The organism is Nocardioides sp. NBC_00850 (assembly GCF_045207335.1).
Lineage (GTDB): Bacteria > Actinomycetota > Actinomycetes > Propionibacteriales > Nocardioidaceae > Nocardioides.
Window position 1 is genome coordinate 2,667,589 of sequence record NZ_CP108845.1, and the last position, 26,615, is coordinate 2,694,203.

The 26,615-nt window shown below is 70.4% G+C and carries 26 protein-coding genes and 1 pseudogene; 8 read left to right on the top strand and 19 right to left on the bottom strand.

All coding sequences use genetic code 11. The features are described from left to right. Positions 1-15: 15 nt before the first annotated feature. From OH802_RS13055 to era, 3 genes are read left to right on the top strand one after another with little or no spacing between them, the layout of a single operon-like run. Positions 16-816 (top strand): helix-turn-helix domain-containing protein, encoded by an 801-nt coding sequence (locus OH802_RS13055; RefSeq protein ID WP_406028534.1) that lies wholly within the window; start codon positions 16-18, stop codon positions 814-816. 50 nt (positions 817-866) lie between these two features. Then, on the top strand, positions 867-1,646 hold the full coding sequence (locus tag OH802_RS13060) for a siderophore-interacting protein (RefSeq protein ID WP_406028536.1): 780 nt from the start codon (positions 867-869) through the stop codon (positions 1,644-1,646). After that, a complete protein-coding gene (gene era / locus OH802_RS13065) occupies positions 1,643-2,569 on the top strand; it encodes a GTPase Era (RefSeq protein ID WP_355227996.1) in 927 nt (308 codons plus the stop codon). Before OH802_RS13060 ends, era begins: the two co-directional genes overlap by 4 nt. Positions 2,570-2,677: 108 nt before the next feature. Here the strand turns inward: era and OH802_RS13070 are convergent, their stop codons facing one another. The 8 genes from OH802_RS13070 to OH802_RS13105 form a co-directional block, all read right to left on the bottom strand. Continuing rightward, positions 2,678-3,523, bottom strand: a complete 846-nt coding sequence (locus tag OH802_RS13070; protein ID WP_406028538.1) for a septum formation family protein — start codon at positions 3,521-3,523, stop codon at positions 2,678-2,680. Positions 3,524-3,525: 2 nt separating this feature from the next. After that, the gene (locus tag OH802_RS13075; RefSeq protein WP_406028540.1) at positions 3,526-4,359 is read right to left on the bottom strand and encodes a septum formation family protein; all 834 of its coding nucleotides are present in this window, start codon (positions 4,357-4,359) and stop codon (positions 3,526-3,528) included. 46 nt (positions 4,360-4,405) lie between these two features. Continuing rightward, on the bottom strand, positions 4,406-4,894 hold the full coding sequence (locus tag OH802_RS13080; RefSeq protein ID WP_406028542.1) for a flavodoxin family protein: 489 nt from the start codon (positions 4,892-4,894) through the stop codon (positions 4,406-4,408). Positions 4,895-4,896: 2 nt separating this feature from the next. Beyond that, entirely contained in the window at positions 4,897-5,505 is a 609-nt protein-coding gene (locus tag OH802_RS13085) for a response regulator (protein WP_406028544.1), read from the bottom strand. Further along, positions 5,502-6,641, bottom strand: coding sequence for a sensor histidine kinase (locus OH802_RS13090; protein WP_406028546.1), 1,140 nt, complete (start codon positions 6,639-6,641; stop codon positions 5,502-5,504). Before OH802_RS13090 ends, OH802_RS13085 begins: the two co-directional genes overlap by 4 nt. 30 nt (positions 6,642-6,671) lie before the next feature. Then, complete coding sequence (locus tag OH802_RS13095; protein WP_406028548.1) at positions 6,672-7,463, bottom strand: ABC transporter permease; 792 nt, start codon at positions 7,461-7,463, stop codon at positions 6,672-6,674. Further along, positions 7,460-8,377 carry an ABC transporter ATP-binding protein gene (locus OH802_RS13100; RefSeq protein WP_406028550.1) on the bottom strand — a complete coding sequence of 306 codons (918 nt, stop codon included), beginning with the start codon at positions 8,375-8,377 and terminating at the stop codon, positions 7,460-7,462. Before OH802_RS13100 ends, OH802_RS13095 begins: the two co-directional genes overlap by 4 nt. Before the next feature lie 69 nt (positions 8,378-8,446). Beyond that, positions 8,447-8,839, bottom strand: coding sequence for a pyridoxamine 5'-phosphate oxidase family protein (locus tag OH802_RS13105; protein WP_406028552.1), 393 nt, complete (start codon positions 8,837-8,839; stop codon positions 8,447-8,449). 214 nt (positions 8,840-9,053) lie between these two features. On the opposite strand from OH802_RS13105, the gene leuA reads away from it, so the two are divergent. Beyond that, positions 9,054-10,814, top strand: a complete 1,761-nt coding sequence (leuA, locus tag OH802_RS13110) for a 2-isopropylmalate synthase (protein WP_406028554.1) — start codon at positions 9,054-9,056, stop codon at positions 10,812-10,814. Here the strand turns inward: leuA and OH802_RS13115 are convergent. Continuing rightward, on the bottom strand, positions 10,795-11,757 hold the full coding sequence (locus OH802_RS13115; RefSeq protein WP_406028556.1) for a DMT family transporter: 963 nt from the start codon (positions 11,755-11,757) through the stop codon (positions 10,795-10,797). The genes leuA and OH802_RS13115 overlap by 20 nt on opposite strands. A gap of 67 nt (positions 11,758-11,824) precedes the next feature. Between OH802_RS13115 and OH802_RS13120 the strand changes: the two genes are divergently transcribed. Then, positions 11,825-13,201: a PLP-dependent aminotransferase family protein gene (locus OH802_RS13120; protein WP_406028558.1), complete on the top strand. Its 1,377-nt coding sequence runs from the start codon at positions 11,825-11,827 to the stop codon at positions 13,199-13,201. Between the two features lie 6 nt (positions 13,202-13,207). On the opposite strand, the gene OH802_RS13125 is transcribed toward OH802_RS13120, so the two are convergent. Both OH802_RS13125 and OH802_RS13130 read right to left on the bottom strand, forming a co-directional pair. Beyond that, positions 13,208-14,923 (bottom strand): protein kinase domain-containing protein, encoded by a 1,716-nt coding sequence (locus OH802_RS13125; RefSeq protein WP_406028560.1) that lies wholly within the window; start codon positions 14,921-14,923, stop codon positions 13,208-13,210. Between the two features lie 78 nt (positions 14,924-15,001). Beyond that, positions 15,002-15,826 (bottom strand): ion transporter, encoded by an 825-nt coding sequence (locus tag OH802_RS13130; protein WP_406028562.1) that lies wholly within the window; start codon positions 15,824-15,826, stop codon positions 15,002-15,004. Positions 15,827-15,949: 123 nt separating this feature from the next. Between OH802_RS13130 and recO the strand changes: the two genes are divergently transcribed. The 3 genes and pseudogenes from recO (at position 15,950) to OH802_RS13145 (ending at position 18,765) form a co-directional block, all read left to right on the top strand. Then, a complete protein-coding gene (gene recO, locus OH802_RS13135; protein ID WP_355018167.1) occupies positions 15,950-16,678 on the top strand; it encodes a DNA repair protein RecO in 729 nt (242 codons plus the stop codon). A gap of 343 nt (positions 16,679-17,021) precedes the next feature. Beyond that, positions 17,022-17,783 (top strand): annotated as a pseudogene (locus OH802_RS13140) (YibE/F family protein); the annotation flags it as partial. Between the two features lie 187 nt (positions 17,784-17,970). Continuing rightward, complete coding sequence (locus OH802_RS13145; protein ID WP_350664605.1) at positions 17,971-18,765, top strand: isoprenyl transferase; 795 nt, start codon at positions 17,971-17,973, stop codon at positions 18,763-18,765. Here OH802_RS13145 and OH802_RS13150 read toward each other — a convergent pair. The 8 genes from OH802_RS13150 to bioB all read right to left on the bottom strand — a co-directional run bounded on the left by OH802_RS13150 (position 18,762) and on the right by bioB (position 26,503). After that, positions 18,762-19,196 carry a Fur family transcriptional regulator gene (locus OH802_RS13150; RefSeq protein ID WP_406028565.1) on the bottom strand — a complete coding sequence of 145 codons (435 nt, stop codon included), beginning with the start codon at positions 19,194-19,196 and terminating at the stop codon, positions 18,762-18,764. The two genes, OH802_RS13145 and OH802_RS13150, sit on opposite strands and share 4 nt — an antisense overlap. Next, positions 19,183-20,202, bottom strand: coding sequence for a metal ABC transporter permease (locus tag OH802_RS13155; RefSeq protein WP_406028567.1), 1,020 nt, complete (start codon positions 20,200-20,202; stop codon positions 19,183-19,185). Before OH802_RS13155 ends, OH802_RS13150 begins: the two co-directional genes overlap by 14 nt. Continuing rightward, positions 20,202-21,035, bottom strand: coding sequence for a metal ABC transporter ATP-binding protein (locus OH802_RS13160; protein WP_406028569.1), 834 nt, complete (start codon positions 21,033-21,035; stop codon positions 20,202-20,204). Before OH802_RS13160 ends, OH802_RS13155 begins: the two co-directional genes overlap by 1 nt. Beyond that, a complete protein-coding gene (locus OH802_RS13165; protein ID WP_406028571.1) occupies positions 21,032-22,000 on the bottom strand; it encodes a metal ABC transporter substrate-binding protein in 969 nt (322 codons plus the stop codon). Before OH802_RS13165 ends, OH802_RS13160 begins: the two co-directional genes overlap by 4 nt. 11 nt (positions 22,001-22,011) lie before the next feature. Further along, positions 22,012-22,659, bottom strand: coding sequence for a dethiobiotin synthase (bioD, locus tag OH802_RS13170; RefSeq protein ID WP_406028573.1), 648 nt, complete (start codon positions 22,657-22,659; stop codon positions 22,012-22,014). A gap of 115 nt (positions 22,660-22,774) precedes the next feature. After that, a complete protein-coding gene (locus tag OH802_RS13175; RefSeq protein WP_406028575.1) occupies positions 22,775-23,890 on the bottom strand; it encodes an 8-amino-7-oxononanoate synthase in 1,116 nt (371 codons plus the stop codon). A gap of 149 nt (positions 23,891-24,039) precedes the next feature. Further along, positions 24,040-25,347 (bottom strand): adenosylmethionine--8-amino-7-oxononanoate transaminase, encoded by a 1,308-nt coding sequence (gene bioA / locus OH802_RS13180; protein ID WP_406028577.1) that lies wholly within the window; start codon positions 25,345-25,347, stop codon positions 24,040-24,042. Beyond that, positions 25,328-26,503: a biotin synthase BioB gene (gene bioB / locus OH802_RS13185; protein ID WP_406028579.1), complete on the bottom strand. Its 1,176-nt coding sequence runs from the start codon at positions 26,501-26,503 to the stop codon at positions 25,328-25,330. The genes bioA and bioB overlap by 20 nt, the downstream gene beginning before the upstream one ends. Positions 26,504-26,615: the final 112 nt, after the last annotated feature.

A 26,615-nucleotide genomic window follows, 5' to 3' on the forward strand; every position in this document is an offset into this window, starting at 1 on the left:
CGGCAGCCTGGGTGCATGACAACGGCCCAGCTGAGCGTCGGAGACCTGCTTCGGGACTGGCGCGAGCGGCGCCGTCGCTCGCAGCTCGAGGTGGCGATCGCGGCCGACGTGTCGGCCCGCCATCTCAGCTTCATCGAGACGGGACGGTCGGGGCCGAGCCGGACGATGATCGAGCGGCTCTGCGAGGAGCTCGAGGTGCCGCTGCGTGAGCGCAACCGGCTCTATCTCGCGGCAGGGTTCGCGCCCGTCTACCAGGAACGGCCGCTCGACGACCTCGGCGTCGCCAGGTCCGCCGTCGAGGCGGTGCTCACCGCCCACGAGCCCTATCCGGCCTGCGCGGTCGACGTCCGCTGGGACATGGTGGCGACCAACCGGCCCATGGAGCTCTTCCTGGCTCCGCTGCCGGACGCGCTGCGGCAGCCGCGGCTCAACATGCTGCGCGCGACGTTGCATCCCGACGGCCTGGCGGCGCAGGTGCGCAACTACCCGCAGTGGCGGGCCCATGTCGTCGGCCGCATCCGCCGGCAGCTCGACCGCACCGCGGCCGACGGGCTGGTCGAGCTCCTCGAAGACGTCGAGGGCTATCCGGCGCCGCCCGGAGCCGATGTGGAGGCGCCGGCGGTCACGGCGAGGGACGGTGCCTTGCCGGTGCTGCCGCTGCTGCTGCGTACGAGCTTCGGCGATCTGTCCTTCCTCTACGTCCTCTCCGTGATCGGCGCGCCGCGCGACGTGACGGTCGACGAGATCGCGGTGGAGGCGATGTTCCCGGCCGACGACGCGACTCGAGAGGCTCTGCTCGCCATCAGCCACGAATGAGTGCGGCGCTGATGCGGGCGGGCCGCGTCTGCGCGGATAACCTTGAGGCGATGAGTGTCAAGGCCCAGCAGTACGCCGCGGAGGTGTTGCGGCGCGAGCAGATCACGCCCCACCTCGTACGTCTGGTGCTCGGCGGTCCCGGCCTGGCCGGGTTCGAGTCCACCGGGATCCCCGACGAATGGGTCGGGCTGATCGTCCCGGGGCAGTTCCAGTCGCGCTACTACACCGTCCGGTCCTGGCAGGGTGGCGAGCTGACCCTCGACGTCGTCGTCCACGATGTCGGTCTGGTGACCGAGTGGGCCACGCGCACCGACCCCGTGGGCCAGAAGGTCACGATCACCGAGCCCAAGGGCTCCTACGCCGCGCCCGAGGCCGCGCAGTGGCTGCTGCTGGTCGGCGACTTGACCGCGATGCCGGCCATGGCGCGGATCACCGAGACCACCACGCTGCCGACGCGGATCTGGGCCGAGGTGCCCGACGACCTGCCTGGCTATCTGCCCGGCACCGCTGAGGTCACCTGGTCCACGCCGCCGTCGGAGACCTCCTCCGACCTGGCGGCGGCCGTGGAGAAGATCGAGTGGCCCGAAGGCGACGGCTACTTCTGGATGGCCGGTGAGTCCAGCCAGATGCGGGCGATCCGCAAGCATCTGATGCGCGAGCGGAAGCTCGACTCCCACGCCTACGACGTGATGGGCTACTGGCGCGGTGGCGGCCAGAAGCGGCAGCCGCGCTCGGTCGATCCCGGACCGGTGTGGCGCGAGGGCAAGGCCCAGGGGCTCACCGACGAGCAGATCTGGCAGCGATACGACGAGCAACAGGAGCAACAGTGACCGAGCCAGCTTTCCGGAGCGGCTTCGTGTCGTTCGTCGGACGCCCCAACGCGGGCAAGTCCACCCTGACCAACGCACTGGTCGGCACCAAGGTGGCGATCACCTCCGACAAGCCGCAGACCACCCGCACCGTGGTCAAGGGCATCGTCCACCGGCCCGACGGCCAGCTGATCCTGGTCGACACCCCGGGCATCCACCGGCCGCGTACGCTGCTCGGCGAGCGCCTCAACGACCTCGTCGAGGCCACCTGGACCGAGGTCGACGTGGTCGCGATCTGCTTCCCGTGCAACGAGAAGATCGGCCCCGGTGACCGCCGGATCGCGGAGAACGCCAACAAGCTCAAGAAGGGCATCAAGCGGGTCGCGATCGCCACCAAGACCGACCTCGCCACCCCCGAGCAGATCGGGGAGCACCTGATGTCGATCCAGACCCTCGGGGTCGAGCTCGGCATCGAGTGGGCCGAGATCGTCCCGGTCTCCAGCGTCGGCGGCGACCAGGTCGACCTCCTCGGTGACCTGCTGATCAAGCTCCTCCCCGAGGGGCCGCCGCTCTACCCCGACGGCGAGCTCACCGACTCGCCTGAGGAGATCATCATCGCCGAGCTCATTCGCGAGGCAGCCCTGGAAGGCGTACGCGACGAGCTCCCGCATTCCATCGCCGTCGTCGTCGAGGAGATGCGCCTGCGTGAGGACCGCCCGGAGGACAAGCCGCTGATGGACATCCACGCCTTCCTCTACGTCGAGCGCGACTCCCAGAAGGGCATCGTGATCGGCCACAAGGGCTCGCGCCTCAAGGACGTCGGTCAGCGCGCGCGCCTGCAGATCAAGGAGCTGCTCGGCATGCCGGTCTACCTCGACCTGCACGTCAAGATCGCCAAGGACTGGCAGCGCGACCCGCGACAGCTGCGCAAGCTCGGGTTCTAGTCCCAGGCGTCTCACCGGTCACAGCGCTCCGGTCTTTCCTGCGCTTCTCGGGTGTTGCAATGCCCGAGAAGTGCAGGAATACCCGGTTAACCGGGTATTCCAACCGCCCTAGCTCGGCGCCCAGCAGATCCCGTAGGTCTGCCCGCCCTGCCACTGCTCGGCGCTGGGGAACTCCCAGGACCACTCGTACTTGAGCGGGTCGTCGGCGACCTCGGCGGCAGCGGCCTTGCAGTCCTCGGCGCCGGCGCTGTTGACCTTCGACTCGCCGGGGTACTTCCCGGAGCCTAGGTCGATGACCGACAGGGCTCGCCAGCTGTGCTTGAGGGAGCACGGGACGCGCTTGAAGGATTCAGACTTCGGCGAGGCCGTGCCGCACATCCGGAACGGCTCGGCGGTCTTGGAGTCGCCCAGGACGCCCTTCATGTTGCCCTTGAGGGTCATCAGGGCCTTGGGGCCGGCGATGCCGATGACGTCGCAGCGGAACCAGTTGGCGCCGGCCTCGGACTCCTTGATCGTCGGCGTGAACCAGACCGGGCGCAGCATCGAGAGGCGCAGATCGTCGGCGTCGCCACCGAGATATTTGGTGACCTTGTTGGGGCACGCCTCGGCGACCTGGGCCGCGACCTGCTCCGAGTCGACCGCGACGAGGTGGCCGTCGACGACGTTCCTCAGCCGGCCCACGGCGTACGTCTGGGTGGTGTGCTTGCCCTTGCAGGTGACCGCGGTGCCGCCGGCGGTCGGGGCCAGCGCCTCGTCGTAGGTGAGGTTGTAGCAGGCCCCCTCCTTCGGGGACGGCGCCGCAGATGCGGAGGCGGACGGAGGCGCCGACGAGGGCGAAGGAGCCGACTTCGGCTCGCCGCCACCGCAACCGGCGAGAGCCATGGCCCCCACGACGACGAGAGCCCCCCACAGCGGCGCCGATCGGTTCGGGCTCCGCTTCAGCGTGTCTCGCATGCTCACTCCTCGGTCACCGCCCAGCAGACCGCCCAGCGGTTGCCGGCGTTCCACTCCTTCTCTCCAAACCATGTGTACCCGTAGTCGAAGCTTTCCGGGTAACCCAACCAGGCCTGGACCGAGCCCTTGCAGTACTGCGTGGCCTTCTTCTTGGACTCCGCGACACCGAGGAACTTGGTCTTGGCCTCGCCCAGCTTGATGGTCGTCACCGCGCGCATCTGGTGCGGCTCGGAGCAGGGCACCTTCGCGGAGGCGACGCTCTTGCCCTCGGCGCACACCATCCAGCGGTCCTCGACGTCCTCGACCTTCTTGACCTTGAGGAGGTTGCGGGTGGTGGTCGGCAGGTCGACGTACTCGGCGCCCTGCTGGCCACCGCCGACCACGTCGCAGCGGATCCAGCGAGCGCCCTCCTCCCAGGCCTTCTCCGAGGGTCCGAAGTAGACGTGGGAGAGCATCGAGCGCATCAAGAGGCTCTGGTCGGAGCCGACGTACTTCTCCAGCAGCTTGCGGCACTGGCTGAAGGCCCACTCGTTGACCTTCTCGTCGCCGTACTCCGCGTCCTTGAACTCGTCCGGGAGCGGTCCGGCCCCGAAGGTCTCGGCGTTGTGCGGCTCGTCGCAGGGGACGTACTTGTCGAAGTTGTAGGCCTCGGCGACATCCTCGTGGGTGAGGTTGCGGCACTTGCCGACCTCGGGCAGCGCGGTCGAGTCCACCTGCTTCGGGTCCTCGCCCTTGGCGGCAGCCCGATCACCACCGCACCCGCTGAGCGCGAGGACGGCAAGCACCACGATCAGGAGCGACAAAGATGTCGTACGTCTGGGGGTATGGCCGATCACGGGGATCGACTCTACTTGCGAATCCATGAGCAGGCCGAAAGGACAATCAGTCGAGGACGGCGGCCAGCGTGGCTCCCAGCTCGTACGCCGCCTCGACATGCGCGTCCTCGACGTCTCCCAGGACGTCGAGGATGTCGTAGGACTGGGCCCACCCGAGCGCGCCGACGATGGACTGCACCGAGCGGATCGCGCCGGTGGTGTCGTAGCGGCCGTGGACGTAGAGACCGTAGGGGCGCTTGGCGGTCTCGCCGGCAGATTCACCAGCGCCCCCGGAAGAGTCGAGCGCGCCTCCGACGGCCAGGAAGGTCGAGTCGAAGAAGTGTTTCAGGGCGCCCGACATGTAGCCGAAGTTGGCGCTGGTGCCGAGCACGTAGCCGTCGGCTGCCAGGACGTCGTCGGCCGTCGCCTCCAGAGCGGGACGTACGACGACCTCGACTCCCTCGATCTCGGGGTCGTTGGCGCCAGAGACCACCGCGTCGGTCAGACGCCGCAGCGACCGGGTGGGGGAGTGGTGGACGATCAGCAGCCTGGCCATGGTCACAGCCAACCATTGTTGTCGGCCGTGAGCACGGCCTCGGTGCGGTTGGCCGCGCCGGTCTTGCCGATCGCGGCGGAGAGATGATTGCGCACCGTGCCCTCGGAGAGGACGAGCCGGGCCGCGATCGAGGAGACCGGTGACCCGTCCCGGGCAGCGCGGAGCACCTCGGTCTCGCGCTGGCTCAACGGCGACTCACCGGCCACGAGGGAGTCGGTGGCGAGCTGTGGATCGACGACGCGCAGGCCCTCGTGCACGCGGCGCACGGCATCGGCGAGCCGGGCGGCCGGGGTGTCCTTGACGACGAACCCGGACGCACCGGCCTGCAGCGCCCGGCGCAGGTATCCGGGGCGGCCGAAGGTGGTCACGATCAGCACCCGCGTCCCTGGGGTGGCGCGGCGGACCTCGGCGGTCGCCGCGATGCCGTCGAGCCCGGGCATCTCCACATCCAGCAGTGCCACGTCGGGTCGGTGCTCCAGCACGGCCGGTAGGACCTCGGACCCGCTGCCGACCTCGGCGACGACCTCGAGATCAGGCTCGAGGCCGAGAAGGGCCGAGAGGGCGCCTCGTACGAGCGCCTGGTCATCGGCGAGCAGCAGCCTGATCGTCATGAGGTGACCTCCTTCTCGGCGGTGGTGGCCAGGTCGGCGGACATGACCAGCTCGAAGCCGGAGCCCGTACGCGTGGTCAGCACCGCGCCCATGGCGCCGGCCCGCTCCCGCAGGCCGGTCAGGCCGGACCCGTCAGTGGTTTCGCCGGCACCGTGGCCGTCGTCGTGGACGGTGACCGAGGTCGGGGCGAGCACGATCTCGCACCGGTGTGCACCGGAGTGCCGGATCACGTTGGTGACCCCCTCGCGGATGGTCCAGGCGAAGAGCTCACGCAGCCCGGAGGGCACCTCGTCGGTCGATTGGGGAAGCACCGGCTCGATACCGGCAGCCTCCAACGCCGCCCGCGCGCGGGCGAGCTCGCCCGGCAGGGTCAGCTCGCGGTAGCCCTCGACCGCGTGGCGTACGTCGGCGAGCGCGTCGCGGGAGAGCCGCTCCAGATCGGCCAGCTCCTGCTTGGCCCGGTCGGGCGCGACGTCGACCAGACGCTGGGCCAGCTCGGCCTTGACCGTGATGACGGTCAGCGAGTGGCCGAGGATGTCGTGGAGGTCGCGGGCGAACCGGTTGCGCTCGTCGGCCAGCGCCAGCCGGGTGTTCTCGTGCTGTGCGCCGATGAGGGCGACGTTGCGCCGCAGCACCGAACGCATGCCGAGCATCGCCGCCGACGCGGCGCAGACCGCGAACGCCGTACCGATCTGCGAATCCCAGCCCGGCACCAGTCCGGTGGTCGCCACGCCGCCCGCGATGCAGACGATCGCCACGTAGACCACCGGGGTCGGCAGCGTCATCACACAGGCGACCGCGACGTAGACCAGGCCCGCGATGCCGCCCTCGCCGAGGGTGGCGATCATGACCGCGGCCAGCAGGCCGAGCACGGCGAGGTAGGGCGCCACGAAGCTCACCGGTGGCTGCTCGACGATCCGGAGCATGCCACGCGCGCGCACCCAGATCACCATGTAGGCGACTGCGAAGCAGAGCGTCGCCGCGATCCCGATCACGCCCTCGGGAGTGTCGCGAGCCTGCCAGCCGACGTGGAGCGGGGTGAGCAGGAAGAAGAGCCAGATGAAGGCGAACCAGGGGCCGAAAGCGGCCCACCGCCTGCTCGCGGTGGCCGGCTGCGGCACTTGGTCGATGCTCATGGAGACAGGTTAATTAGTCAGGCGGGTTAGTCAGACCCGCGCCGTGTCCTTGCTCATTCGCCAGGCGGCGCCGGCGATGAAGATCAGGAACCAGGCGATCGCGTTGACGACGGCGTACCAGGGCAGCTCGTGGGTCAGCGGCGCCCGGGTGACCTCGGCGACGCCGTACATCGGGGTCCAGTAGGCGATGTGCCGCACCATCGAGGCGTACTGGCTCAGCGGGATGAAGAGGCCGCCCAGGAAGGAGAGCAGCGCCAGGCCGGGCCCGAGGATCTGCATCGCGTTCTCCCCGGGGACGACGTAGCCGACGAAGACGCCGAGCGCGGCGAAGGTGAGGGTGCAGAACAGGGTCACCACCATGGCCATGACCCACACCGAGACCGGCATCTCGGCCTTGCCCTGCAGCATGCCGATGAGGTTGACGGTCAGGATCGCCAGCGCGCCCATGGCGAGCGCGACGACTGCCTTGGTCAGGATGTACGCCACCGGGTTCAGCGGCGTGAGCCGCAGCTGTCGCGACCAGCCGACCGAGCGCTCCAGCGCCACCATCGAGCCGACGCTGGCCGCCGTCATCGCGGCACCGTACATGGCCATCGAAATCAGGATGTAGGCCGCGACGTTCCCTTCGCCGGCCGGCTGCTCCCACCCCGACTGGCCGCCGAAGGCGAGCGCCAGACCGGCCGGGAGGAGCAGCGTGAAGATCACCGTACGCCGGTTGCGGAGCAGCCGCCGCAGCTCGATCCTGAGCAGGGTGAGGTTGAAGCCGCCCAAGGGAGGGGTGCGGCGGTCGGCGATGGCTGTGCTCGTTGCGGTGGTGCTCACTGGTCGTCTCCGGTCAGGCTGAGGAAGGCTTCCTCGAGGTTCTTGGACGTGATCTCGAGGTCGCGGGCGGCGGTCTCGGTCAGGAGGAAGCGCGCGACCGCGTCGCTCTCCTTGGTGTGGACGACGACCTGCTCGCCGCGTACGTCGATGCCGTCGATCCCGCCGACGGCGCGCAGGCGTGCCTCGGTCTCCGCGGTGAACCCGTCGACCGTGGCACGCACGGTGCGGCCGGCGGCCAACGCGCGGATCTGCGACCCGGTGCCGTCGGCGACGATGCGCCCCCTGGAGATGAGCACGATCCGGTCGGCGTACTGGTCGGCCTCCTCGAGATAGTGAGTGGCGAACATGACCGTCCGGCCGCGCTCGGCGTCCGCGCGGATCGCGTTCCAGAACGTACGCCGCCCCTCGACGTCCATGCCGGTGGTCGGCTCGTCGAGGAGCAGCAGCGCCGGATCGGGGAGCAACGCCATCGCGAAGCGGAGCCGCTGCTGCTCCCCGCCGGAGCACTTGCCGACCTTGCGGCCGGCGATGCCCGAGATGCCGGCTCCCTGAAGCGCCTCCTCGACCGGCATGGTGTCGGCGAAGAGGCTCGCGGTGTATTCCACCGTCTCGCGCACCGTCATGTCCTTGAGGAGTCCACCGGTCTGCATCACCGCGGAGACGAGGCCGTGGGCGACCGCGTCGCGCGGGGTGCGACCGAGCACCTGCGCGGCGCCGGTGGTGGGACGGGTGAGGCCGAGGATCATGTCGATCGTGGTGGTCTTCCCGGCCCCGTTCGGCCCGAGGAACGCCACCACCTCCCCCTGGTCGAGGTCGAGGTCGATGCCGCGAACCGCCTCGACGTCACCGAAGTGCTTGGTGACGGAGTCGAGGCGCACGGCAGACGTGGTGCGAGTTGGTGTGGCAACGCTCATGCCGACAAGCGTGGCCCGAGGTCACCTGCGATGCCTCGTCCCTTCCTCACGACCGTGAGGTGACAAATGTCAGGGGCCCAGTCGGCGCCCGGTGACCTCCTTGGGGCGCAGCCGCACCCACAACGGACGAGGGCCGGCCGGCCAGGGGTGGAGGTTCTTGACGAGGTCGGGGATCTGGTCCTCGCGGTAGAGGATCTCCGCGTGGCCCTTGAACAGCGCCGACCAACCCACATGGGTGTCGGGGTCGAGGTCGTCGACCAGCAGCGCGACGGCGCTCTCGTCGATCTGCTCGGCCATCGAGGAGTGGGCAGAGGTGCGGATCCAGAGCGCTTCCTCGTGCACGACGTGGTTGACCGGTAGCACCACCGGGCCGCGCGGGCCGGTCCAGCCGATCCGGGACACCTGGATGTCCGTCGCGAGCCGCCAGGACTCCTCGACCGTGAGCTCTTCCAGTTGGGCCACGCCCGTTCCTCCCCTTCGTCGTCACTTCTGCGTCTCAGTGTTGAGGATCAATCGCCTGCCCGGCCAGTCTGCCAGTTCTGTTCTGTTATTGTTACCGAGTCATGATGCGCAGCCTCCTCCTTAGCTGCCGCAGCGGGGTCTGAGAAAGCCGGACTCCCTCGCTGCGGAGGTTCGACGTGCGCCGGCACTCGCTTCCATCTGTTGAGGATTCCGCATGACCAACCTGAGCAACTCCAGCAACCAGCAGAAGCCGTCGGGGATGCCGCACCAGCGCTATCGCGCTTTCGTGCCCGTCGACGTACCCGATCGCACCTGGCCGGCCAAGAAGATCACCAAGGCTCCGCGCTGGCTCTCCACCGACCTGCGTGACGGCAACCAGGCCCTGATCGACCCGATGACGCCGGCCCGCAAGCTGCGGATGTTCGAGCTGCTGGTCGCGATGGGCTACAAGGAGATCGAGGTCGGCTTCCCGTCGGCCTCGCAGACCGACTTCGACTTCGTGCGCAAGCTGATCGAGGACGACCGGATCCCCGATGACGTACAGATCTCGGTCCTGACCCAGGCCCGCGAGGACCTCATCTCGCGCACCGCGGAGTCGATCGCCGGCGCCCCGCGCGCCACGATCCATCTCTACAACGCCACCGCCGAGCTGTTCCGCCGGGTCGTGTTCAACGTGACCCCGGCCGAGTGCATCGGGATCGCGGTCCGCGGCACCGAGATGGTGATGAAGTACGCCGAGGAGCACGTCCCCGAGCTGATCGGCACCGAGGACTTCGGCTACCAGTACAGCCCGGAGATCTTCACCCAGACCGACACCGACTACGCGCTCGAGGTCTGCGAGCGGGTCTCGGACGTGTGGCAGCCGGAGGCCGGCCGGGAGATCATCCTCAACCTGCCCGCCACCGTGGAGATGTCCACCCCGAACACCTACGCCGACCAGATCGAGTACTTCGGCCGGGGCCTGACCCGCCGCGAGCACTCTGCCATCAGCCTCCACCCGCACAACGACCGCGGCACCGCGGTCGCGGCCACCGAGCTCGGCCTGATGGCCGGCGCCGACCGCGTCGAGGGCTGCCTGTTCGGCCACGGCGAGCGCACCGGCAACGTCGACCTGGTCACCCTGGGCATGAACCTCTTCTCCCAGGGCATCGACCCGCAGATCGACTTCACCGTCGGCGGCGGCATCGACGAGATCCGCCGCACGGTCGAGTACGTCACCAACATCAACGTCCACCCGCGCCACCCCTACGCGGGCGACCTGGTCTACACCGCCTTCTCCGGCTCCCACCAGGACGCCATCAAGAAGGGCCTGGAGGACCTCGACCGGATCGCCGCCGAGGCCGGCAAGCCGACCAGCGAGATCCCGTGGGAGGCGCCCTACCTGCCCATCGACCCCAAGGACGTCGGCCGCACCTACGAGGCCGTCATCCGCGTCAACAGCCAGTCCGGCAAGGGCGGCGTGGCCTACCTGCTCAAGACCGAGCACTCCCTGGACCTGCCGCGTCGCGCGCAGATCGAGTTCAGCCGCGTGGTCCAGCAGCACACCGACTCCGAGGGTGGCGAGGTCAGCCCCGAGGAGATCTGGTCGATCTTCTCCGCCGAGTACCTCGAGCGCGAGGAGCCGTACGCCCTGGAGAGCTGGTCCTCGGTGACCGACGCCGAGGGTGGCGACGAGCAGGTCGTCGACCTGCGGGTTCGCGGCGAGGAGCGCACCTACAAGGGTGTCGGCAACGGCCCGGTGGCCGCGTTCGTCGACGCGCTGAAGGAGGCCGGCGCCGAGATCCGGGTCCTCGACTACGCCGAGCACGCCCTCTCCGCCGGCGGCGACGCGGCCGCGGCTGCGTACGTCGAGTGCGAGATCGCCGGCGAGATCGTGTGGGGCATCGGCATCCACGAGAACATCGTCACCGCCTCCCTGCGGGCCGTCGTCTGCGCGGCCAACCGCGCCCAGGCGGTCACGATCCCGCGCGGCTGACCTCGGCGCCGCTGCGGGGGCGACCCCGCAGCGGCGACCCGCGCAGCCCGATCACCAGGCCCAGCGCGACGACCGCGGTGCCCAGCCACACCATCGGTCCGGGCACGATCCCGTTGAGCGGTACGCCGAGGGCGGCCGCGGACACGGGCACGACGCCGGTCAGCAGGCCGGCGCGGCCGGAGCCGAGGCGCTTGACGGCGGTGAACCAGAGCAGGAACGCGAGCGTGGTGACGACCACGGCCAGGTGGAGCGCCGCGAGTAGATCGCCGGTGTCGAGCGTGGTGACGGCGGCCGGTCCCTCGGTGGCGACACCGATGACGGCCATGCCGGCGGTGGCCATCCACACCGAGTGGAACGAGACGCCGAAGGCGCCCAGGCGCGGGAGGACGGGCACCGCTAGGAGCGTGAAGCCGGCCTCGCAGACCAGCACCAGGAGGGCGTAGCCGACCCCGGCCGCATCGGTCCTTCCGAAGCCCTCGACCACGACGGCGCCCGCGGTCACGACCATGGCCCCGATGATCACCGTGCGAGCCGGGAGCGTGCGGGTCGCGACCGCCGGGACGACCGCGAGAAGCATCGGGACCGCGGCGACGGCGACGCCGATCACCGCCGGCTCGGCATGGGCGACACCGCGGACGACACCGACGTTGAAGAGCACCAGACCGGCGGTCGCCACCCCGGCCAGCCAGAGCCACTCGCGACCGCGCGGCCGCGGCACCCGCCAACCGGTGACTCGCGCGACGGCGAGCAGGAGCAGGGCGGCGAGGGCGTACCGCACGCTCTGCAGGGTGAAGAGCGGGGCGTCGGTGATCGCGGCCGAGACGGCGACGCTGCTGCCGACGCAGACCATCCCGGCCGCGGCGAAGACGATGCCGAGCAGGGTGCCGCGGTGCAGTGCTGTTCTTCCAGCGGTATCGGGGTGCGGGATGGCTTCGGTGGTCATGTCTACGAGGTTCGCCCCAACTTGGTCTGGCAGACAGATCCAAACCACACGTGACAGAGTGGACCAAGTGACTGGCGCGGACTTCCTCCAGCTCGACCCGACCGGCGTACCGCCGGGTGGGCTGGCGGCCTGGCTGACTGGCGCACTGCGCGACGCGGTCGCCGATGGCCGGCTCGCGGTCGGGGCCCGGGTGCCGGCATCGCGCACCCTCGCCACCCAGCTCGGCGTCTCGCGCGGGGTGGTGGTCGAGGCGTACCAGCGGCTCACCGACGAGGGGCTGCTCTCGGCCCGCAGCGGCGGCGGCACCCGGGTGAGCGCTGTCCCCGGAGCCGTACGCCGCCTCGGTGCCGCCACCCGGTTGCCGACTCCCGATCTGGACCTCTCCCCGGGAGTGCCCGACCTCTCGGCCTTTCCGCGGGCCGCGTGGGCGAAGGCGTCGCGGGAGGTGCTCGCCGAGATCGGCAGCGCCGACCTCGGCTATGGCGACCCGCGCGGCGTGCCGGCGCTGCGGGAGGCGCTCGCGGTCTGGCTGGGCCGCACCCGCGGCCTCACGGTCTCGCCCGACGAGATCCTGGTGATCAACGGCGTCGCCCAGGGACTCGTGCTCCTGGCGCGCTGGCTGGAGGAGCGCGGCCGGACCAGGGTCGGCTTCGAGGAGCCGGGATCGTACGGCGGCCGCGTGCACCTGCAGCGGTGGGGGATGACGACGGTGCCCGTGCCGGTGGACGGTGATGGCCTGGACGTGGCGGCGCTCGATGCCAGCGGTGTCGATGCCGTCGTGGTCACACCCGCGCACCAGTTCCCGACCGGGGTCGTGCTCTCCCCGCAGCGGCGCCGGGAGCTGGTCGAGTGGGCCCGGGCGGTGCCGCACCGGCTGGTGATCGAGGACGACTACGACGCCGAGCACCGCTACGACCGGCCGCCGGTCGCAGCCGTGAAGGTGCTCGCCCCCGACCAGATCGTCCACCTCGGCAGCGTCTCCAAGACGCTCGCGCCCGCGATGCGGATCGGCTGGCTGGTCGCCCCGTCCGGGATGCAGGAGGAGCTCGTCGAGGCGCGCTACTGGCTCGACCTGGCCAGCCCGGCGCTACCTCAGATCACCCTGGCGCGGATGCTCACCTCGGGTGCCTTCGAGCGGCACCTGAGACTGGTCCGGCAGCGGCACAAGGCTCGCCGCGATGCGCTGCTCGAGGCGCTCGCCGAGCACCTGCCGACGGTTCGGGTCCGAGGTGTCGCGGCCGGACTGCACGTGCTGGCGACGCTGCCCGAGGGAGTCGACGACGCGGCCGTCGCCACGGCCGCGCTCGAGGCGGGCATCGCCGTCCACCCGTTGAGCCGGCACCGCGAGGGCGAGGGTCCGCCGGGCCTGGTGATCGGCTACGCGGCGACGACCCCTGACCGCCTCCGGGAGGCGGTCAGGCGGCTGGCGCCACTGATCTCCTAGGCGTCTCTAGGACTCGACGTCGTACTTCGCGCAGAGGCCCAAGCGGCTGCCGGCCATCCAGGCGGTCCTGAACGGTGGCTTGAACATCGTCGCCTCCGACGGGCAGCCGCCCAGCCCCTGGATGTTGGTCTCGCTCTGCTCGGGGTAGGCGTCGCCGGTCATCTCGAAGGTGTCGACGACGACGTAGTCGTGGGTGGTCCCGCAGCGGACGACCTTGTCGATCTTGCTGTCGACGCAGGCCCGCAGGTCGGCCGGGAACGGGTCGGGCACCGGGTCCTCGGGCAGGTCGATCATCGGCGCCCCCTGGACCGTCACCCCGACATCGCACCGGACGTAGCGGTCGCCATCGTTCCAGGTGGCCTCCGCCGGCCAGTACCAGCTCACGATGTAGGCGGTGCGGGCCAGCGTCTCGGGGTGCAGCCCGAGGCCGGTCTCCAGGCGGGTGAAGCAGGCGGCCCCGGCGGCCTCGTTGTCGTTGTAGGTCTTCACGTCGGTGGCGACGTGGAAGGTGTAGAGCGTGTGCGGCTCGGCGCAGTCCACCGGCTCCGTCTCGTCGACGAACTCGGTGGCCGCGGCGTAGTCGAGATTGCGGCACTCACCGGCCTCGGGTACGTCACTTCGCCCGTTGGTCACGAAGAAGATCAGCCCGGCGACGAGCCCGACGACCACCACCGCGGCAAGGCCACCGACCAGGAGACCGGTGCGCTTCCGCTTCGGCGGGTGCTGCGTCGCGATGCTGGTCGGCACCGTCGTCGGCTGCTCGAACGGCGATCCGGTCGGCGGGCCGCTGGGCGGACCGCTCGGGGGTCCGCTCGGCGGGGCTGCCGACTTCTGCCACGGCGAGGTGGGCGGCGGAGGCTGGGACGCGGAGTGAGGCTGCGGGCCAGGGGTGACGCGGGTGCCCTTGACCGCGCCGCGGAGCGCGTCGGCGAACGAGCGCGCATCGGGCCAGCGGTCCTCGGCCCGGGGCTCCAGCGCCCGGGCGATGGCCTGGCTGATCGGGGCCGGGAGGGGACGTACGGAACCTGCCTCGGGCACTCGGGAGGTGAGCCCAAGAGCGGGGGCGGGGGAGCGGCCGGCGAGCAGTGCCCAGGCGACCGCGCCCAGGGCTCGTACGTCGGCGCGGTGGTCGATCGGCAGTGACGGGTCGAGCTGCTCGGGCGCCATGTAGGACGGGGTGCCGATGTCGCGGGTGACCTCGTTGAGCGAGTCGAGCGAGCGGGCCACGCCGAGGTCGGCGATCATCACCCGGCGAGCGCCGGCGGTGCCGCCGGAGGTCTCGGAGGTGAGCAGCAGGTTGGCGGGCTTGATGTCGCGGTGGATCACTCCGCGAGCCTTCAGCGCCATGAGTCCGTCTGCGGCCTGCGCGACGATGTCGGCGACCTCGTGCACGTCCAGGCCGCCGGGGGAGCGCTTGAGCAGGTCGGCGACCGAGCCGCCGTCGGCGTACGACATCACGAAGAATGGGATGCCAGTGCTCGTCTGGCCGATGTCGTAGACACGCACGACATGGGGCGAGTCGACCGAGCGGAGCAGCCGTGCCTCCTGGAGGAAGCGCTTGTGGATCTCGGGGTTCGACACCCAGCCGGGGGAGAGCGCCTTGACCGCGACGTGGGAGTCGAGATCGGGGTCGTAGTAGAGCCACACGGAGGCGAAAGCGCCGGCGCCGATGTGGCGGACCTGTTGTAGCCGCCCGAGACTGGTCGGGAAGGTCGCGCTCATGGCCGAATCATGCCCTGAATCCGGCCCGGCGGACTGCGGTGACACCTACTTCAGCGGGTTTCGCAAAGAAATCGAGACCTACTTGCCGAACCGCTCCTGATCCCGCTTGACCGCGGTGTGATGGTCAGAGCCGATGTTCTCCCGCAGCTCCTTGGCGGACTCGCGGATGGCGTCGGAGATGATCTCGTGGACCCGCGGGTCGGCCAGGCCCTGGTCGACCAGGCGCAGCACCGTGTCGGCCACGAGCCGGACGACGTCGTCGTGGAAGGGGAGGTACCTCAGCTTCCCGGCCGCCTGGTCCTGACGGATGAGGTCGATGATGAGGGTGTCGATCTCGGCGCGGTTCTCCTCGATCGCGCTGGAGATGTGCCGGGTGTAGTTGCCGGTCTGGATCACCGCGATCACCTCGTCGAGCACCGCGACCGTGATCGGCTTGCGGATCGCGTTGACGATCGCGCCGGAGAACCTCCCCACCACGTACGCCGATACCCGGTCGCCGAACGCACGGTCGGCGGCGCGCATCAGCCTGAGCAGAATGAGCACGATCCGCAGCAGCCGGAGGCTGCGGAAGGCGGGGCTGGCGGAGATGCCGAGCGGGATCATGCCGAGCAGCTCGTACCAGTACATCAGCGGGAACTTCCAGCCGAGCGCTGAGCGGCGCCAGCGCCACGCGAACTCGATGGCGAAGATGGCGCACACGACGTAGTCGGCGGTGATGACCCGGTCGTACCAGACTTGCGACACGTCCCAGAACGTCACCCACACGGCCGCCGCGACCGAGAAGATGGCGAGCACCAGCATCAGCCAGTCGACGACGGTGACCGGCGGTCCGGCGGCGGTGCCGGGCTTGCGGTCGTCGTGCGCGGGGCGGGTCGGCACGGTCGCGATGCCTGTTGAGCTCATGACCGGCACGATAGGAGACGCATCCACCAAAGGCGACGACCCACACGCCTCGTTGCCGTCATGTGGGCCATCGGTCGGTCTGTCGCTGCCGCGGTTGTCGGTGCCGCACGGCAGAATGGGGTTGTGCCCCTCTACCGCGACGAGGCCATCGTGCTTCGCACCCACAAGCTTGGTGAGGCCGACCGGATCATCACCATGCTCACCCGTCACCACGGACGGGTGCGTGCGGTGGCGAAGGGCGTGCGGCGTACCACCTCGCGGTGGGGTTCGCGGCTGGAGCCGTTCACCCACGTCGACCTGCAGTTCGCCGAGGGGCGCAACCTCGACACGATCACCCAGGCCGAGACGCTCACCCTGTTCCATGCCGGGATCGGGCTGGACTACGACCGCTACACCGCCGGCACCGCGATGCTCGAGACCGCCGACCGGCTGGTCCACGAGGAGGGCGAGCCGGCGCCGCAGCAGTATCTGCTGCTCGTCGGCGGGCTGCGGGTGCTCGCCCAGGGCGACCGGCTTCCCCGGCACGTCCTCGACTCCTACCTGCTCCGCTCGCTGGCCGTCGCCGGCTACGCGCCGAGCTTCGAGGCCTGCGCACGCTGCGGGCTGGAGGGTCCGCACCGGTGGTTCAACGTGTCCATGGGCGGCGCGCTGTGCACGACCTGCCGGGTGCCCGGCTCGGCGACGCCCTCGCCCGAGACGCTCGGCCACCTCGGTGCGCTGCTCTCAGGTGACTGGGATACCGTCGGCGGCGCCGAGGACCGGACCAGCAGGCAGGCGAGCGGGTTGGTCGCCGCGTACCTCTCCTGGCATCTGGACCGCAACCTGCGCTCGCTGGAATACGTCGAGAGCTGAGGAACCGATGGCCCACTCCCACGGCCACTCCCACGGTGGGCACGACGCCGAGGTGGAGGTCGAGGCCCTGCCGCGGATGGTGCTGACCGTCTCGCTCGTGCTCGTCGCGGTCCTCACCGTGGTCGGGGTGGCGATGTGGTGGCCCGACAGCACCGCCGTCGACAAGCTCCAGGGATCGCAGGAGTTCATCGCCGACGGCGTCGTCTTCGAGACCGCCGAGGTCGTCTCGGTCGCCGAGCCGTGCAGCGCCGAGGGCACCCCGAAAGGCTGCGACACCGCCACGGCCAAGCTCACCAGCGGACCCGACACCGGCACCGAGGTCGGGGTGAAGATCTCGACCCCGATGGCCCGCTCCGGCCTGGAGTCCGGTGACGAGGTGGAGCTCTCCCTCACCGAGAAGGAGGGGGAGGCGACGTACGCCTTCTTCGACGTCAAGCGCGGGCCGCCGCTGCTCCTGCTGGTCGGCCTCTTCGTGGTCTGTGTCGTGGCGGTCGCGCGCCTGCGCGGGCTGATGGCGGTGCTCGGCCTGGGGTTCGCGGGGGCGGTGGTGTGGCTGTTCCTGCTGCCCGCGCTGCTCTCCGGCGAGCCCGCGGCGTGGGTCGCGCTGGTCTCCTCGGTGCTGATCCTCTACGTGGTGCTCTACACGACCCACGGGTTCTCGGTGCGTACGTCGGTGGCGCTCGCCGGCACGCTGGCCGGGGTCGCGGTGACGGCGCTGATCGGCACCTTCGCGATCGGTGCGAGCCGGCTCAGCGGGCTGGGCTCGGAGAGCGGCCAGACGCTCTCCTCGCTCGACGCCGCGCTCGACCTGCAGACCCTGCTGGTCGCCGCGGTGATCATCGCCGGCCTCGGCGCGCTCAACGACGTCACCATCACCCAGGCCTCCGCGGTGTGGGAGCTGCGCGCCGCCGGCCCGGACACCTCACGCTGGGACGTCTTCCGCGGCGCGATGCGGATCGGCCGTGACCACGTCGCCTCGACGATCTACACGATCGTGTTCGCCTACGTCGGCAGCGCGCTCACCCTGCTGCTGGTGATCCAGCTCTACGACCGCACGTTCCTCTCGCTGCTGACGACCGAGCAGATGGCCGGCGAGATCGTCGCCACGATGGCCGCGGGCATCGGGGTGGTGCTGGCGATGCCGATCACCACGATCATCGGCGCGCTGACCGTCCCCGGTCCGGCCGGGCGACCCGAGGAGATGGAGTACGACGCGCCCCGGCGCCCGATGGTCCCGCCCAGGCCGCAGCCTCCCGGGCCGCAGCCGCCTCCTGGCTATCGCCCGACTAGGGTTGCACCTCGTGAGCAAGCCGGTCCGTACCCCAACACCCCACCCGTCCGGGGCTACCCCGCCCCCGGTCCCCAAGGACCTCGTCCCGCACCACGTGGCGATCATCATGGACGGCAACGGCCGATGGGCCAAGGAGCGTGGCCTCCCCCGGACCAAGGGCCACGAAGAGGGTGAGTCCTCGCTCTTCGACGTCGTCGAAGGTGCCATCGAGATCGGCGTGAAGGCCATCTCGGCCTACGCGTTCTCCACCGAGAACTGGTCGCGCTCGCCCGACGAGGTGAAGTTCCTGATGGGCTTCAACCGCGACGTCATCCGCCGCCGCCGCGACGAGATGAACGAGCTCGGGGTCCGGGTGCGCTGGGCCGGTCGTGCTCCGCGGCTGTGGAAGTCCGTCATCAACGAGCTGAAGATCGCCGAGGAGATGACGAAGGACAACACCGTCTGCACGCTGACGATGTGCGTCAACTACGGCGGTCGCGCCGAGCTCACCGACGCCGTGCGGCGGATGGGGGAGGACGTACGCGCCGGGAAGCTGCGTCCGGAGAAGATCACCGAGAAGACCTTCGAGCGCTACCTCTACGTCCCCGACCTCCCCGACGCCGACCTCATCTGGCGCACCTCCGGCGAGCAGCGGCTGTCCAACTACATGCTCTGGCAGGCGGCTTACTCCGAGTTCGTCTTCACCGACGTGCTGTGGCCCGACGTCGACCGTCGCCACCTGTGGCACGCCATCGAGACGTACGCCTCCCGGGACCGCCGCTACGGCGGCGCGCTGCCGAACCCGGTCCAGCTCTAACGGCAGTCGGTGCAGGTGCCGAAGATCTCCAGGGTGTGGGAGACGTCGGTGAAGCCGTTGTCCTCGGCCATGGTCTTGGTCCAGCGCTCGACGGCAGGGCCCTCGACCTCGACGGTGCGGCCGCACTGACGGCAGACCAGGTGATGGTGATGCGTATCGGAGCAGCGGCGGTAGATCGTCTCGCCGTCCTCGGAGCGCATCGCGTCGACCGCGCCGGCCTCGGCCAGCGCGGTCAGCGTGCGGTAGACGGTGGCCAGGCCGACGGCACCGTCGAGGCGGGAGTGGATCTCCTGGGCGGAGTGGAAGCCGTCGTACGTCCGTAGCGCCTCCACCACGGCGAGCCGCTGCTTGGTGGGGCGCAAGCCGGACGGGTCAGTCGCCGAAGGATCAGTCGCTAAAGGATCAGTCGCCAAAGGATCAGTGCTCGTCATAGTGCTCTCCCTCCGCGCCGACGTGCGCCGCGTGCCGGTGGCCGTCGTGGATGTAGTCGACGTGGTCGCCGTGCTCGACCGCTACGTGGCCGCACTTCTCGCCGTGGTGGTGCGGGTGTGCCTCGTCGACCGGCTTCTCCACGGGCGCCGTCTCGGGGAACGGGGCCACGAGCGCTCGCCGGCGGCGTAGCCAGGCGCCGATCGGCCAGACCAGGAAGAACCCGGCCAGCGCGACCAGCACGATGCTGGGTCCGGGCTGGACGTTGGCGCCGGTGCGGGAGAGCGCGGCCGCCAGCCCGAGGCCGCCGACCGAGGCGACCAGGCCGGCGCCCATCGCGCCGAGCAGGGTCATCCGGAACGACCGGGTCAGCTGCTGAACGATCGCGACCGGCACGACCATGAGTGCGGAGACGAGCAGCAGTCCGACGGTGCGCATCGCGATCACCACGCTCAGGGCAGCGAGCACGGCGACGAGGATCGAGTAGAACCGCACCGGCAGCCCGGCGACCTTGGCGTAGTCGGCGTCCTGGGAGACCGCGAACAGCTGCGGCGAGAGGCCGACGCAGATCACGATCAGCACGACCGCGAGGGCCATCGTCACGAGCAGGTCGTCGACCGAGATGGTGAGGATCGAGCCGAAGAGGAACTCCTGGAGCCGGGAGGCGCCGGTGCCGGCGAGCCCGGTGACGAAGACGCCGCCGGCGAGCCCGCCGTAGAAGAGCATCGCCAGGGCGACGTCGCCTTCGGCATGGCCGCGCTCGCGCACGATCTCGATGACCACGGCCCCGGCGATGGCCACGACCACCGCGGCCCAGGTCGGCGAGGTCTGGGTCCACAGGCCGATCGCGACGCCGGTGACGGCGACGTGACCGATGCCGTCACCCATCAGCGCCAGTCGTCGCTGCACGATGTAGGTGCCGACCGCCGGCGCGGCGATCCCGACGAGGAACGCCGCGATCAGGGCCCGCTGCATGAACGGCACCGAGAAGAGCTCGAGGAGAGTCATCAGAGCTCCTTGAGTGGGGTCGGGACGGCGGCGTTGGGCGCGGCGGTCGAGCCAGCTGAATCGAGCCCAGTGTCGCAGTGGACGTGCCCGGCGTCGAAGCCCTGGGCGTGGACGTCGGCATCGGAGAGGGGCGGGCCGTCGTAGGCCTTGCGCCCGTCGCGCATGACGACGGCGCGGTCGACCAGCGGAGCCAGCGGCCCGAGCTCGTGAGCGACCAGCACGATCGTGGCGCCGTCGTCCTTGAGCCGGCCGAGGGCCCCGGCCAGCGCGTGCTGGTTGGGCAGGTCGACACCGGCGGTCGGCTCGTCGAGCAGCAGCAGCTCGGGACGGCCGGCGAGCGCCCGCGCGATCAGCACCCGCTGGTGCTGACCGCCGGAGAGCTGGGCGACCCCACGGTGCGCGTACGCATCCATCCCGACCACCTCGAGCGCGGCCCGGATCGCGGCCCGGTCGGCGCTGCGCAGCGGCCGCAGCAGCTTGCGGTGGGTGAGCCGGCCGGAGGCGACGACCTCCCAGACCGAGGCGGGTACGCCGCCTGTGGCGGTGCTTCGCTGCGGCACGTAGCCGACCCGCGACCAGTCGTGGAAGCCGGCCAGGGGGCGGCCGAACAGCTCGAGGCGACCGGACGAGAGCGGGTTGAGGCCCACCAGGGTGCGTACGAGCGTCGACTTGCCGGAGCCGTTGGCGCCCATCAGCGCGACGAACTCACCGCGCTTGACGGTCAGGTCCACCTCGCGAAGGACGGGACGTCCGGACAGGGCGACATCCCCGTGCAGGAGCTGCACGGGGACATCGGCGGGGACGGTGCTGTTTCCGGTCCCTGATCTGGTCACTGACAACCGTTGGCCGCCTTCAGGGCGTCGAGGTTCTGGCGCATGAGGGAAAGGTAGTCCTCTCCCTCGGTGTCTGCCGAGAGGCCCTCGATCGGGTCGAGCACGGCGGTCTTCAGGCCGAGGTCGTCGGCGAGGGTGTCGGCGAGCGCGGTGCTGACCAGACGCTCGGAGAAGATCGTGGTCACGCCGTGCTCCTTGGCGTGCTCGCCGATCTCGGCGAGCTGGGCAGGGTTGGGTTCGGCGTCGGGGGTCAGGCCGGCGATCGACTCGAACTCCAGGCCGTACTTGTCCAGATAGGCGAAGGCGTCATGCGAGACGACGACGTCCTTGATCTTGCACTGGGCCAGACCGGTCTTGAACTCCTCGTCGACCTTCGTCAGGTCGTCGGTCAGCGACTTGGCGTTGGCCTCGTAGGTCTCGGCGTTGTCGGGGTCGGCCTCGACCAGAGCGTCGCGTACGCCCTCGGCGTACTGCGCCATCAGCAGCGGGTCGTGCCAGAAGTGGGGGTCGGTCTCGCCGTGGGCGTGCTCCTCCTCGGCGGCCTCCTCGCCCTCGGCGTGCTCGTCCTCGTGGCCCTCCTCCTCGGCCTTGCGGAGGTCGACGACCTTCTCGACGTCGACGACCTCGCCCTTGACGTCCTGCTCGACCGCATCGTCGACGGCGGGCTGGAAGCCGTGCTCGGTGAGGATCAGGTCGGCGCTCTGCAGCGCCGCGGTCTGGTTGATGCTGAGCTCGAGGTCGTGCGGCTCGACGCCCGGCTTGGTGAGGGGAGTGACGTCGGCGAGGTCACCCGCTACCCGCTCCGCGACGAACTCCAGTGGGTAGAACGCAGCTGCGACCTGGACCTTCCCCGAGTCGGATCCGGAGGCGGAGGAACCGGAGTCGTCGGAGAGGGCGGCACAGCCAGAGGTGAGCAGGAGTGCGCCGGCGGCAAGGAGGCCAACGGAGCGGGTAGTGGGGGTCATGAGAACCATTCTCAGGCTAGTTGAGAATGGTTGTCAATTCCTTCCGGGATGCCGAAGAGCAGGGGTACGCCGGTCACGCGGGGAAGGTCGATGCGGTTGCACCGTTCCGCGAGCCCTGGATCGCCCGGCCAGGAGCCGATGATCAGCCCGTCGGGCTCGTGCCCACGAGCGCGCAGCGCGGCCACGGTCAGCTCGGTGTGGTTGAGGGTGCCCAGGCCGGCCGCGGTGACGACGACGAACGAGGTGGGAACGCCCCCGGCGAGGAGTGCATCGGCCAGGTCGAGGAGCGTGCCGCCATCGGTGTCCAGTCGCACCAGCAGACCACCTGCGCCCTCGACGAGAACGAGGTCGCTCTCGCTGGTCAGGGCCGAGATCGTCGGAGCGTACGCAGCAACCGGGGGGATCTCCACCCCGGCCCGCCGGGCGGCGGTGTCGGGTGCGAGCGGCTCCTCCAGGCTGGTGAGTTCGTGGACCTCGATCCCGGTCAGTCGGCGGATCTCGGCGGCGTCGCAGTCGCCGTCGGCGGTGCCGGTCTGCACGGGCTTCACGATCGCGACCTTCTCGCCGTTCGTACGCGCCCGGGCGGCCAGCGTCGCCGTCGCGACGGTCTTGCCGACGCCCGTGTTGGTGCCGGTGACGATCACCACCCGCCCGCTCATGCCGCGCCCCGGGACGCAGACCGAGGTACCTCGGTGTCGGTGCGCTTCCCTCGTGGAGTTCCGCGAAGGAAGTGAGCGCTGACCGAGTTACCTCGGTGAACATTCGGCAGCCCGCTCATCTGACCTCACCCACGATCGTGTCGATGGCCTTGGCCGCCCGATCCCACTCCTCGTCGGTGACGCCCGCGCCGGCGGTGATCCGCAGCCGGGAGATCCCGTCGGGGACCGACGGCGGGCGGAAGCAGCCGACGCGTACGCCCTCGCTGAGCAGGGCCGTCTGCGCGGAGACCGCCGCCTCGGGCGACGGCATCGACACCGACAGCACCGCGCCGGCGGGGGCAGGGACCTCGAGGGTCCGGGCCAGCTCGGTGACGCGAGCACGGATGGTGTCGGCGAGCTCCGGGCGAGCGCGCGCGACCTGCGCAGCGGCCAGGGCCGCGGCGGCGGAGGCGGGGGCCAGTCCGGTGTCGAAGATGAACGGGCGGGCGGTGTTGACCAGATGGTCGAGGACCGCTCGCGGCCCCAGGACGGCTCCGCCCTGGCTGCCCAGGCTCTTGGAGAGCGTCGCGGTGACGAGCACGTCGGGCCGCCCGGCGAGGCCGCACCGGTGGACGAGCCCCGGCCCGTGCACACCGACGCCGTGGGCTTCGTCGACGACGAGCAGCGCGCCGTGCTCCGCGCCGACCTCCGCCAGCTCCGTCAGCGGCGCCTCGTCGCCGAGGACGGAGTAGACGGACTCGGCCAGCACGAGGCTGCGTACGCCCGGACGCGCGGCGAGCGCTGCCCGGACCGCGGCCACGTCGTTGTGCGGCACGACAGTCAGCTGTGCCCGGGAGAGCCGTACGGCGTCGATCAGCGACGCATGGATGTGCGCGTCCGAGACGACGTGGGCGGTCCGGTCGGCCAGTGCGCCGACGACCGAGAGGTTGGCGTGGTAGCCGGTCGAGAACGCCAGCGCGCCAGGCTGACCGAGCCAGTCGGCGAGCTCGGCCTCCAGGTCGCCGTGCAGGGTCAAGGTGCCCGTGACCAGCCGAGACGCACCCGCGCCGCCGCCCCAGAGCATCGCCGCGTCGGCCGCGGCGCGGCGTACGTCCGGATGGCCGGACAGGCCGAGATAGTCGTTGCCGGCCAGATCGACGACGCTGTCATCAGGCCCGCGCGGCTGCAGCCGCCGGGTCAGCCCGGCCTCCTCTCGCGCCGCAGAGGCCTCAGCAATCCAGTCATCCCACATCACCGATCGGCCTCCGTCGGTCGAGCCGCGAGCGCTAGCGAGCGTGTCGAGACCAACACGGTTCGCTGTCGCGCTCGATGAGGACTGTGTTGGTCTCGACACGCCTCCGCCTAGCGGCTCCGGCGGCTCGACCAGCGAGATCCTGACCATCAGGCCACCTCCGCGGCTGCGGCGACGGCGCGGCAGATGCGGGCGAGGTCGTCCTCGCCGGTGATATAGGGAGGCATCGTGTAGATCAGGTCGCGGAACGGCCGGATCCAGACGCCCTCGCGCAGCGCGGCGTCGGTGGCCTTGGCGACATCGACCGGATGGTCGAGCTGGACCACGCCGACGGCGCCGAGGACGCGGACCTGGCTGACGCCGGGCACGGCGGTGAGAGGGGGGAGGCCCATCGAGAGCCCGGCGGAGACCCGGCGTACGTCCTGCTCCCAGCCGCGGGCGGCCAGCAGGTCGAGCGAGGCCAGCGCCACCGCGCAGGCGAGCGGGTTGCCCATGAAGGTCGGCCCATGCATGAGTACGCCCGACTCGCTCCGGGAGATCGCGTGCGCGACCTCGGTGGTGGTCAGCACCGCGGCCAGGGTCATGTAGCCGCCGGTGAGCGCCTTGCCGAGACAGAGGATGTCGGGGGTGACCAGCGAGGACACGAAGAGGTCGCCGGTGCGGCCGAGGCCGGTGGCGATCTCGTCGAAGATCAGCACCAGTCCGTGCTCGTCGGCGATCTCGCGGAGCACGACCAGGCAGCGGTCGTCGTAGACCCACATCCCGCCCGCGCCCTGGAGCCGCGGCTCGACGATGATCCCCGCCAGCTCGTGAGCGTGGGCCTCGGCAACCAGGCGTACGCCTTCGGCCCACGCCTCCACGTCACCACCCGGCGCCGGCGGGCGCTCCGCGAAGACCTGCGGCGCGAGCATCTCGGTGAACATCGAGTGCATCCCGCCGACCGGGTCGCACGTGCTCATGCACCCGAAGGTGTCGCCGTGGTAGCCGCCGCGCACGGTCAGCAGCCGCGTACGCTCCGGCCGCCCGCGGCCGCGCTGGCTCTGCAGTGCCATCTTGATCGCCACCTCGACGCTCACCGAACCGGAGTCGGCGAGGAAGACGTGCTGGAGGGGGTCCGGGGTGATCGAGACGAGCCGCTCGGCGAGGTCGATCGCCGGAGCGTGGGTCAGGCCGCCGAACATCACGTGCGCCATCCGGCCGGCCTGCTCGGCGAGCGCGGCGTCCAGCTCGGGCACCCGGTAGCCGTGGACCGCAGACCACCACGACGACATCGCGTCGACGACCTCGAGGCGCTCGCCGCCGTCGTCGAGGTGGAGGCGTACGCCCTCGGCGCCGGTGACGAGCCGCACCGGCGCCGGGTCGGTCATCGAGGTGTAGGGGTGCCAGATGTGCTCGCGGTCGAAGGCGAGCAGATCGTGGCGCCTGTCAACGCCCAGATCAAGCATTGGCAGCGACATCGGTCCCCGCTCCGCGGCGCCGGATCACCGGGCCGTCCTGCTCGTCGTGGCCACCGCAGGCCCCGCCAGAGGCAGAGCCGCAACCGTCGCCACAGCTGCTGCCGCAGCCACCGCCCGCGACGCGACCGGCAGCCTTGGTGCGGTGCTCCTCGACGAGCTCGTCGAACGCACTCTCGTCCATGCCGAGGATGACGAAGCCGTTGTCGCGCAGCATCTCCAGGTCGGCCAGCGCGTCCTGACCCTCGGAGGTCAGGTAGTCGCCGAGGAAGAGCGAGTTGGCGATCTGCAGCGCCGTGGCCTGCAGCGAGCGCAGGTGCATCTCGCGCCCGCCCGCGATCCGGATCTCCTTGTCCGGGCAGACGAAGCGCGCCATCGCCAGGATCTTCACGCAGCGGGTGGGGGAGAGCTCCCAGGTGTTCTCGTACGGTGTCCCGTCGAACGGCATCAGGAAGTTCACCGGGATCGAGTCGGCGTCGAGCTCCTTGAGCGCGAAGAGGGCCTCGACGAGCTGCTCGTCGGTCTCGCCCAGGCCCGCGATGAGGCCCGAGCACGGCGAGAGGCCGGCGTCCTTGGCCTTGCCGATGGTGTCGACGCGGTCCTCGTAGGTGTGGGTCTGGACGATGTTGTCGTGGTTGGACTCGGCGGTGTTGATGTTGTGGTTGTACGCATCCACCCCGGCTGCTTTGAGCCGCTCGGCCTGGCCGCCCTTGAGCAGCCCGAGACAGGCGCAGACCTCGACGCCCTCGTGCGCGTCCTTCAGAGCGGAGGTCATCTCGACGACCTTGTCGATGTCGCGCTCGGAGGGTCCGCGGCCCGAGGAGACCATGCAGACGCGGGTGGCGCCACCGCGCAGCCCGGCGCCGGCCTGCTCGAGGGTCTCGTCCTTGGAGAGCCAGGAGTACTTCAGGACCGGCGCCTGCGAGCCCAGCGCCTGGCTGCAGTAGTTGCAGTTCTCCGGGCAGAGGCCCGACTTGAGGTTGACCAGGTAGTTCACCTTCACGGTGTTGCCGAAGTGCTCGCGCCGCAGTCGCCCCGCCGCGGCGACGACGCCCATCAGCTCCGCGTCGGGCGTACGCAGCACGGCCACCGCGTCCTCCGCGGTGGCGGCCCCGCCGGACAGGATCCGGTCGGCAAGCTGGTCGAAGGCTGTCGTCATGCGGGAGTCTCCTCGGGATGGCTACCTGAACAACGTTCAGTTGAACGGTGTTCAGGTTAGGTTCTGCCGGGCCGTACCGCAACGTCGCCGTCCATCTGACCGGCATAGGATC

Coding starts and splice junctions, on each gene's coding strand:
- OH802_RS13090 (WP_406028546.1), bottom strand. CDS start 6,641: ATGAGCATCGACCAAGTGCCGCAGCCGGCCACCGCGAGCAGGCGGTGG.
- OH802_RS13150 (WP_406028565.1), bottom strand. CDS start 19,196: ATGACGAGCACTGATCCTTTGGCGACTGATCCTTTAGCGACTGATCCT.
- OH802_RS13125 (WP_406028560.1), bottom strand. CDS start 14,923: ATGAGCGCGACCTTCCCGACCAGTCTCGGGCGGCTACAACAGGTCCGC.
- OH802_RS13155 (WP_406028567.1), bottom strand. CDS start 20,202: ATGACTCTCCTCGAGCTCTTCTCGGTGCCGTTCATGCAGCGGGCCCTG.
- OH802_RS13115 (WP_406028556.1), bottom strand. CDS start 11,757: ATGACCACCGAAGCCATCCCGCACCCCGATACCGCTGGAAGAACAGCA.
- OH802_RS13100 (WP_406028550.1), bottom strand. CDS start 8,377: ATGAGCGTTGCCACACCAACTCGCACCACGTCTGCCGTGCGCCTCGAC.
- OH802_RS13060 (WP_406028536.1), top strand. CDS start 867: ATGAGTGTCAAGGCCCAGCAGTACGCCGCGGAGGTGTTGCGGCGCGAG.
- OH802_RS13165 (WP_406028571.1), bottom strand. CDS start 22,000: ATGACCCCCACTACCCGCTCCGTTGGCCTCCTTGCCGCCGGCGCACTC.
- OH802_RS13055 (WP_406028534.1), top strand. CDS start 16: ATGACAACGGCCCAGCTGAGCGTCGGAGACCTGCTTCGGGACTGGCGC.
- bioA (WP_406028577.1), bottom strand. CDS start 25,347: ATGTCGCTGCCAATGCTTGATCTGGGCGTTGACAGGCGCCACGATCTG.
- bioB (WP_406028579.1), bottom strand. CDS start 26,503: ATGACGACAGCCTTCGACCAGCTTGCCGACCGGATCCTGTCCGGCGGG.
- OH802_RS13070 (WP_406028538.1), bottom strand. CDS start 3,523: ATGCGAGACACGCTGAAGCGGAGCCCGAACCGATCGGCGCCGCTGTGG.
- OH802_RS13130 (WP_406028562.1), bottom strand. CDS start 15,826: ATGAGCTCAACAGGCATCGCGACCGTGCCGACCCGCCCCGCGCACGAC.
- OH802_RS13085 (WP_406028544.1), bottom strand. CDS start 5,505: ATGACGATCAGGCTGCTGCTCGCCGATGACCAGGCGCTCGTACGAGGC.
- leuA (WP_406028554.1), top strand. CDS start 9,054: ATGACCAACCTGAGCAACTCCAGCAACCAGCAGAAGCCGTCGGGGATG.
- OH802_RS13080 (WP_406028542.1), bottom strand. CDS start 4,894: ATGGCCAGGCTGCTGATCGTCCACCACTCCCCCACCCGGTCGCTGCGG.
- OH802_RS13175 (WP_406028575.1), bottom strand. CDS start 23,890: ATGTGGGATGACTGGATTGCTGAGGCCTCTGCGGCGCGAGAGGAGGCC.
- bioD (WP_406028573.1), bottom strand. CDS start 22,659: ATGAGCGGGCGGGTGGTGATCGTCACCGGCACCAACACGGGCGTCGGC.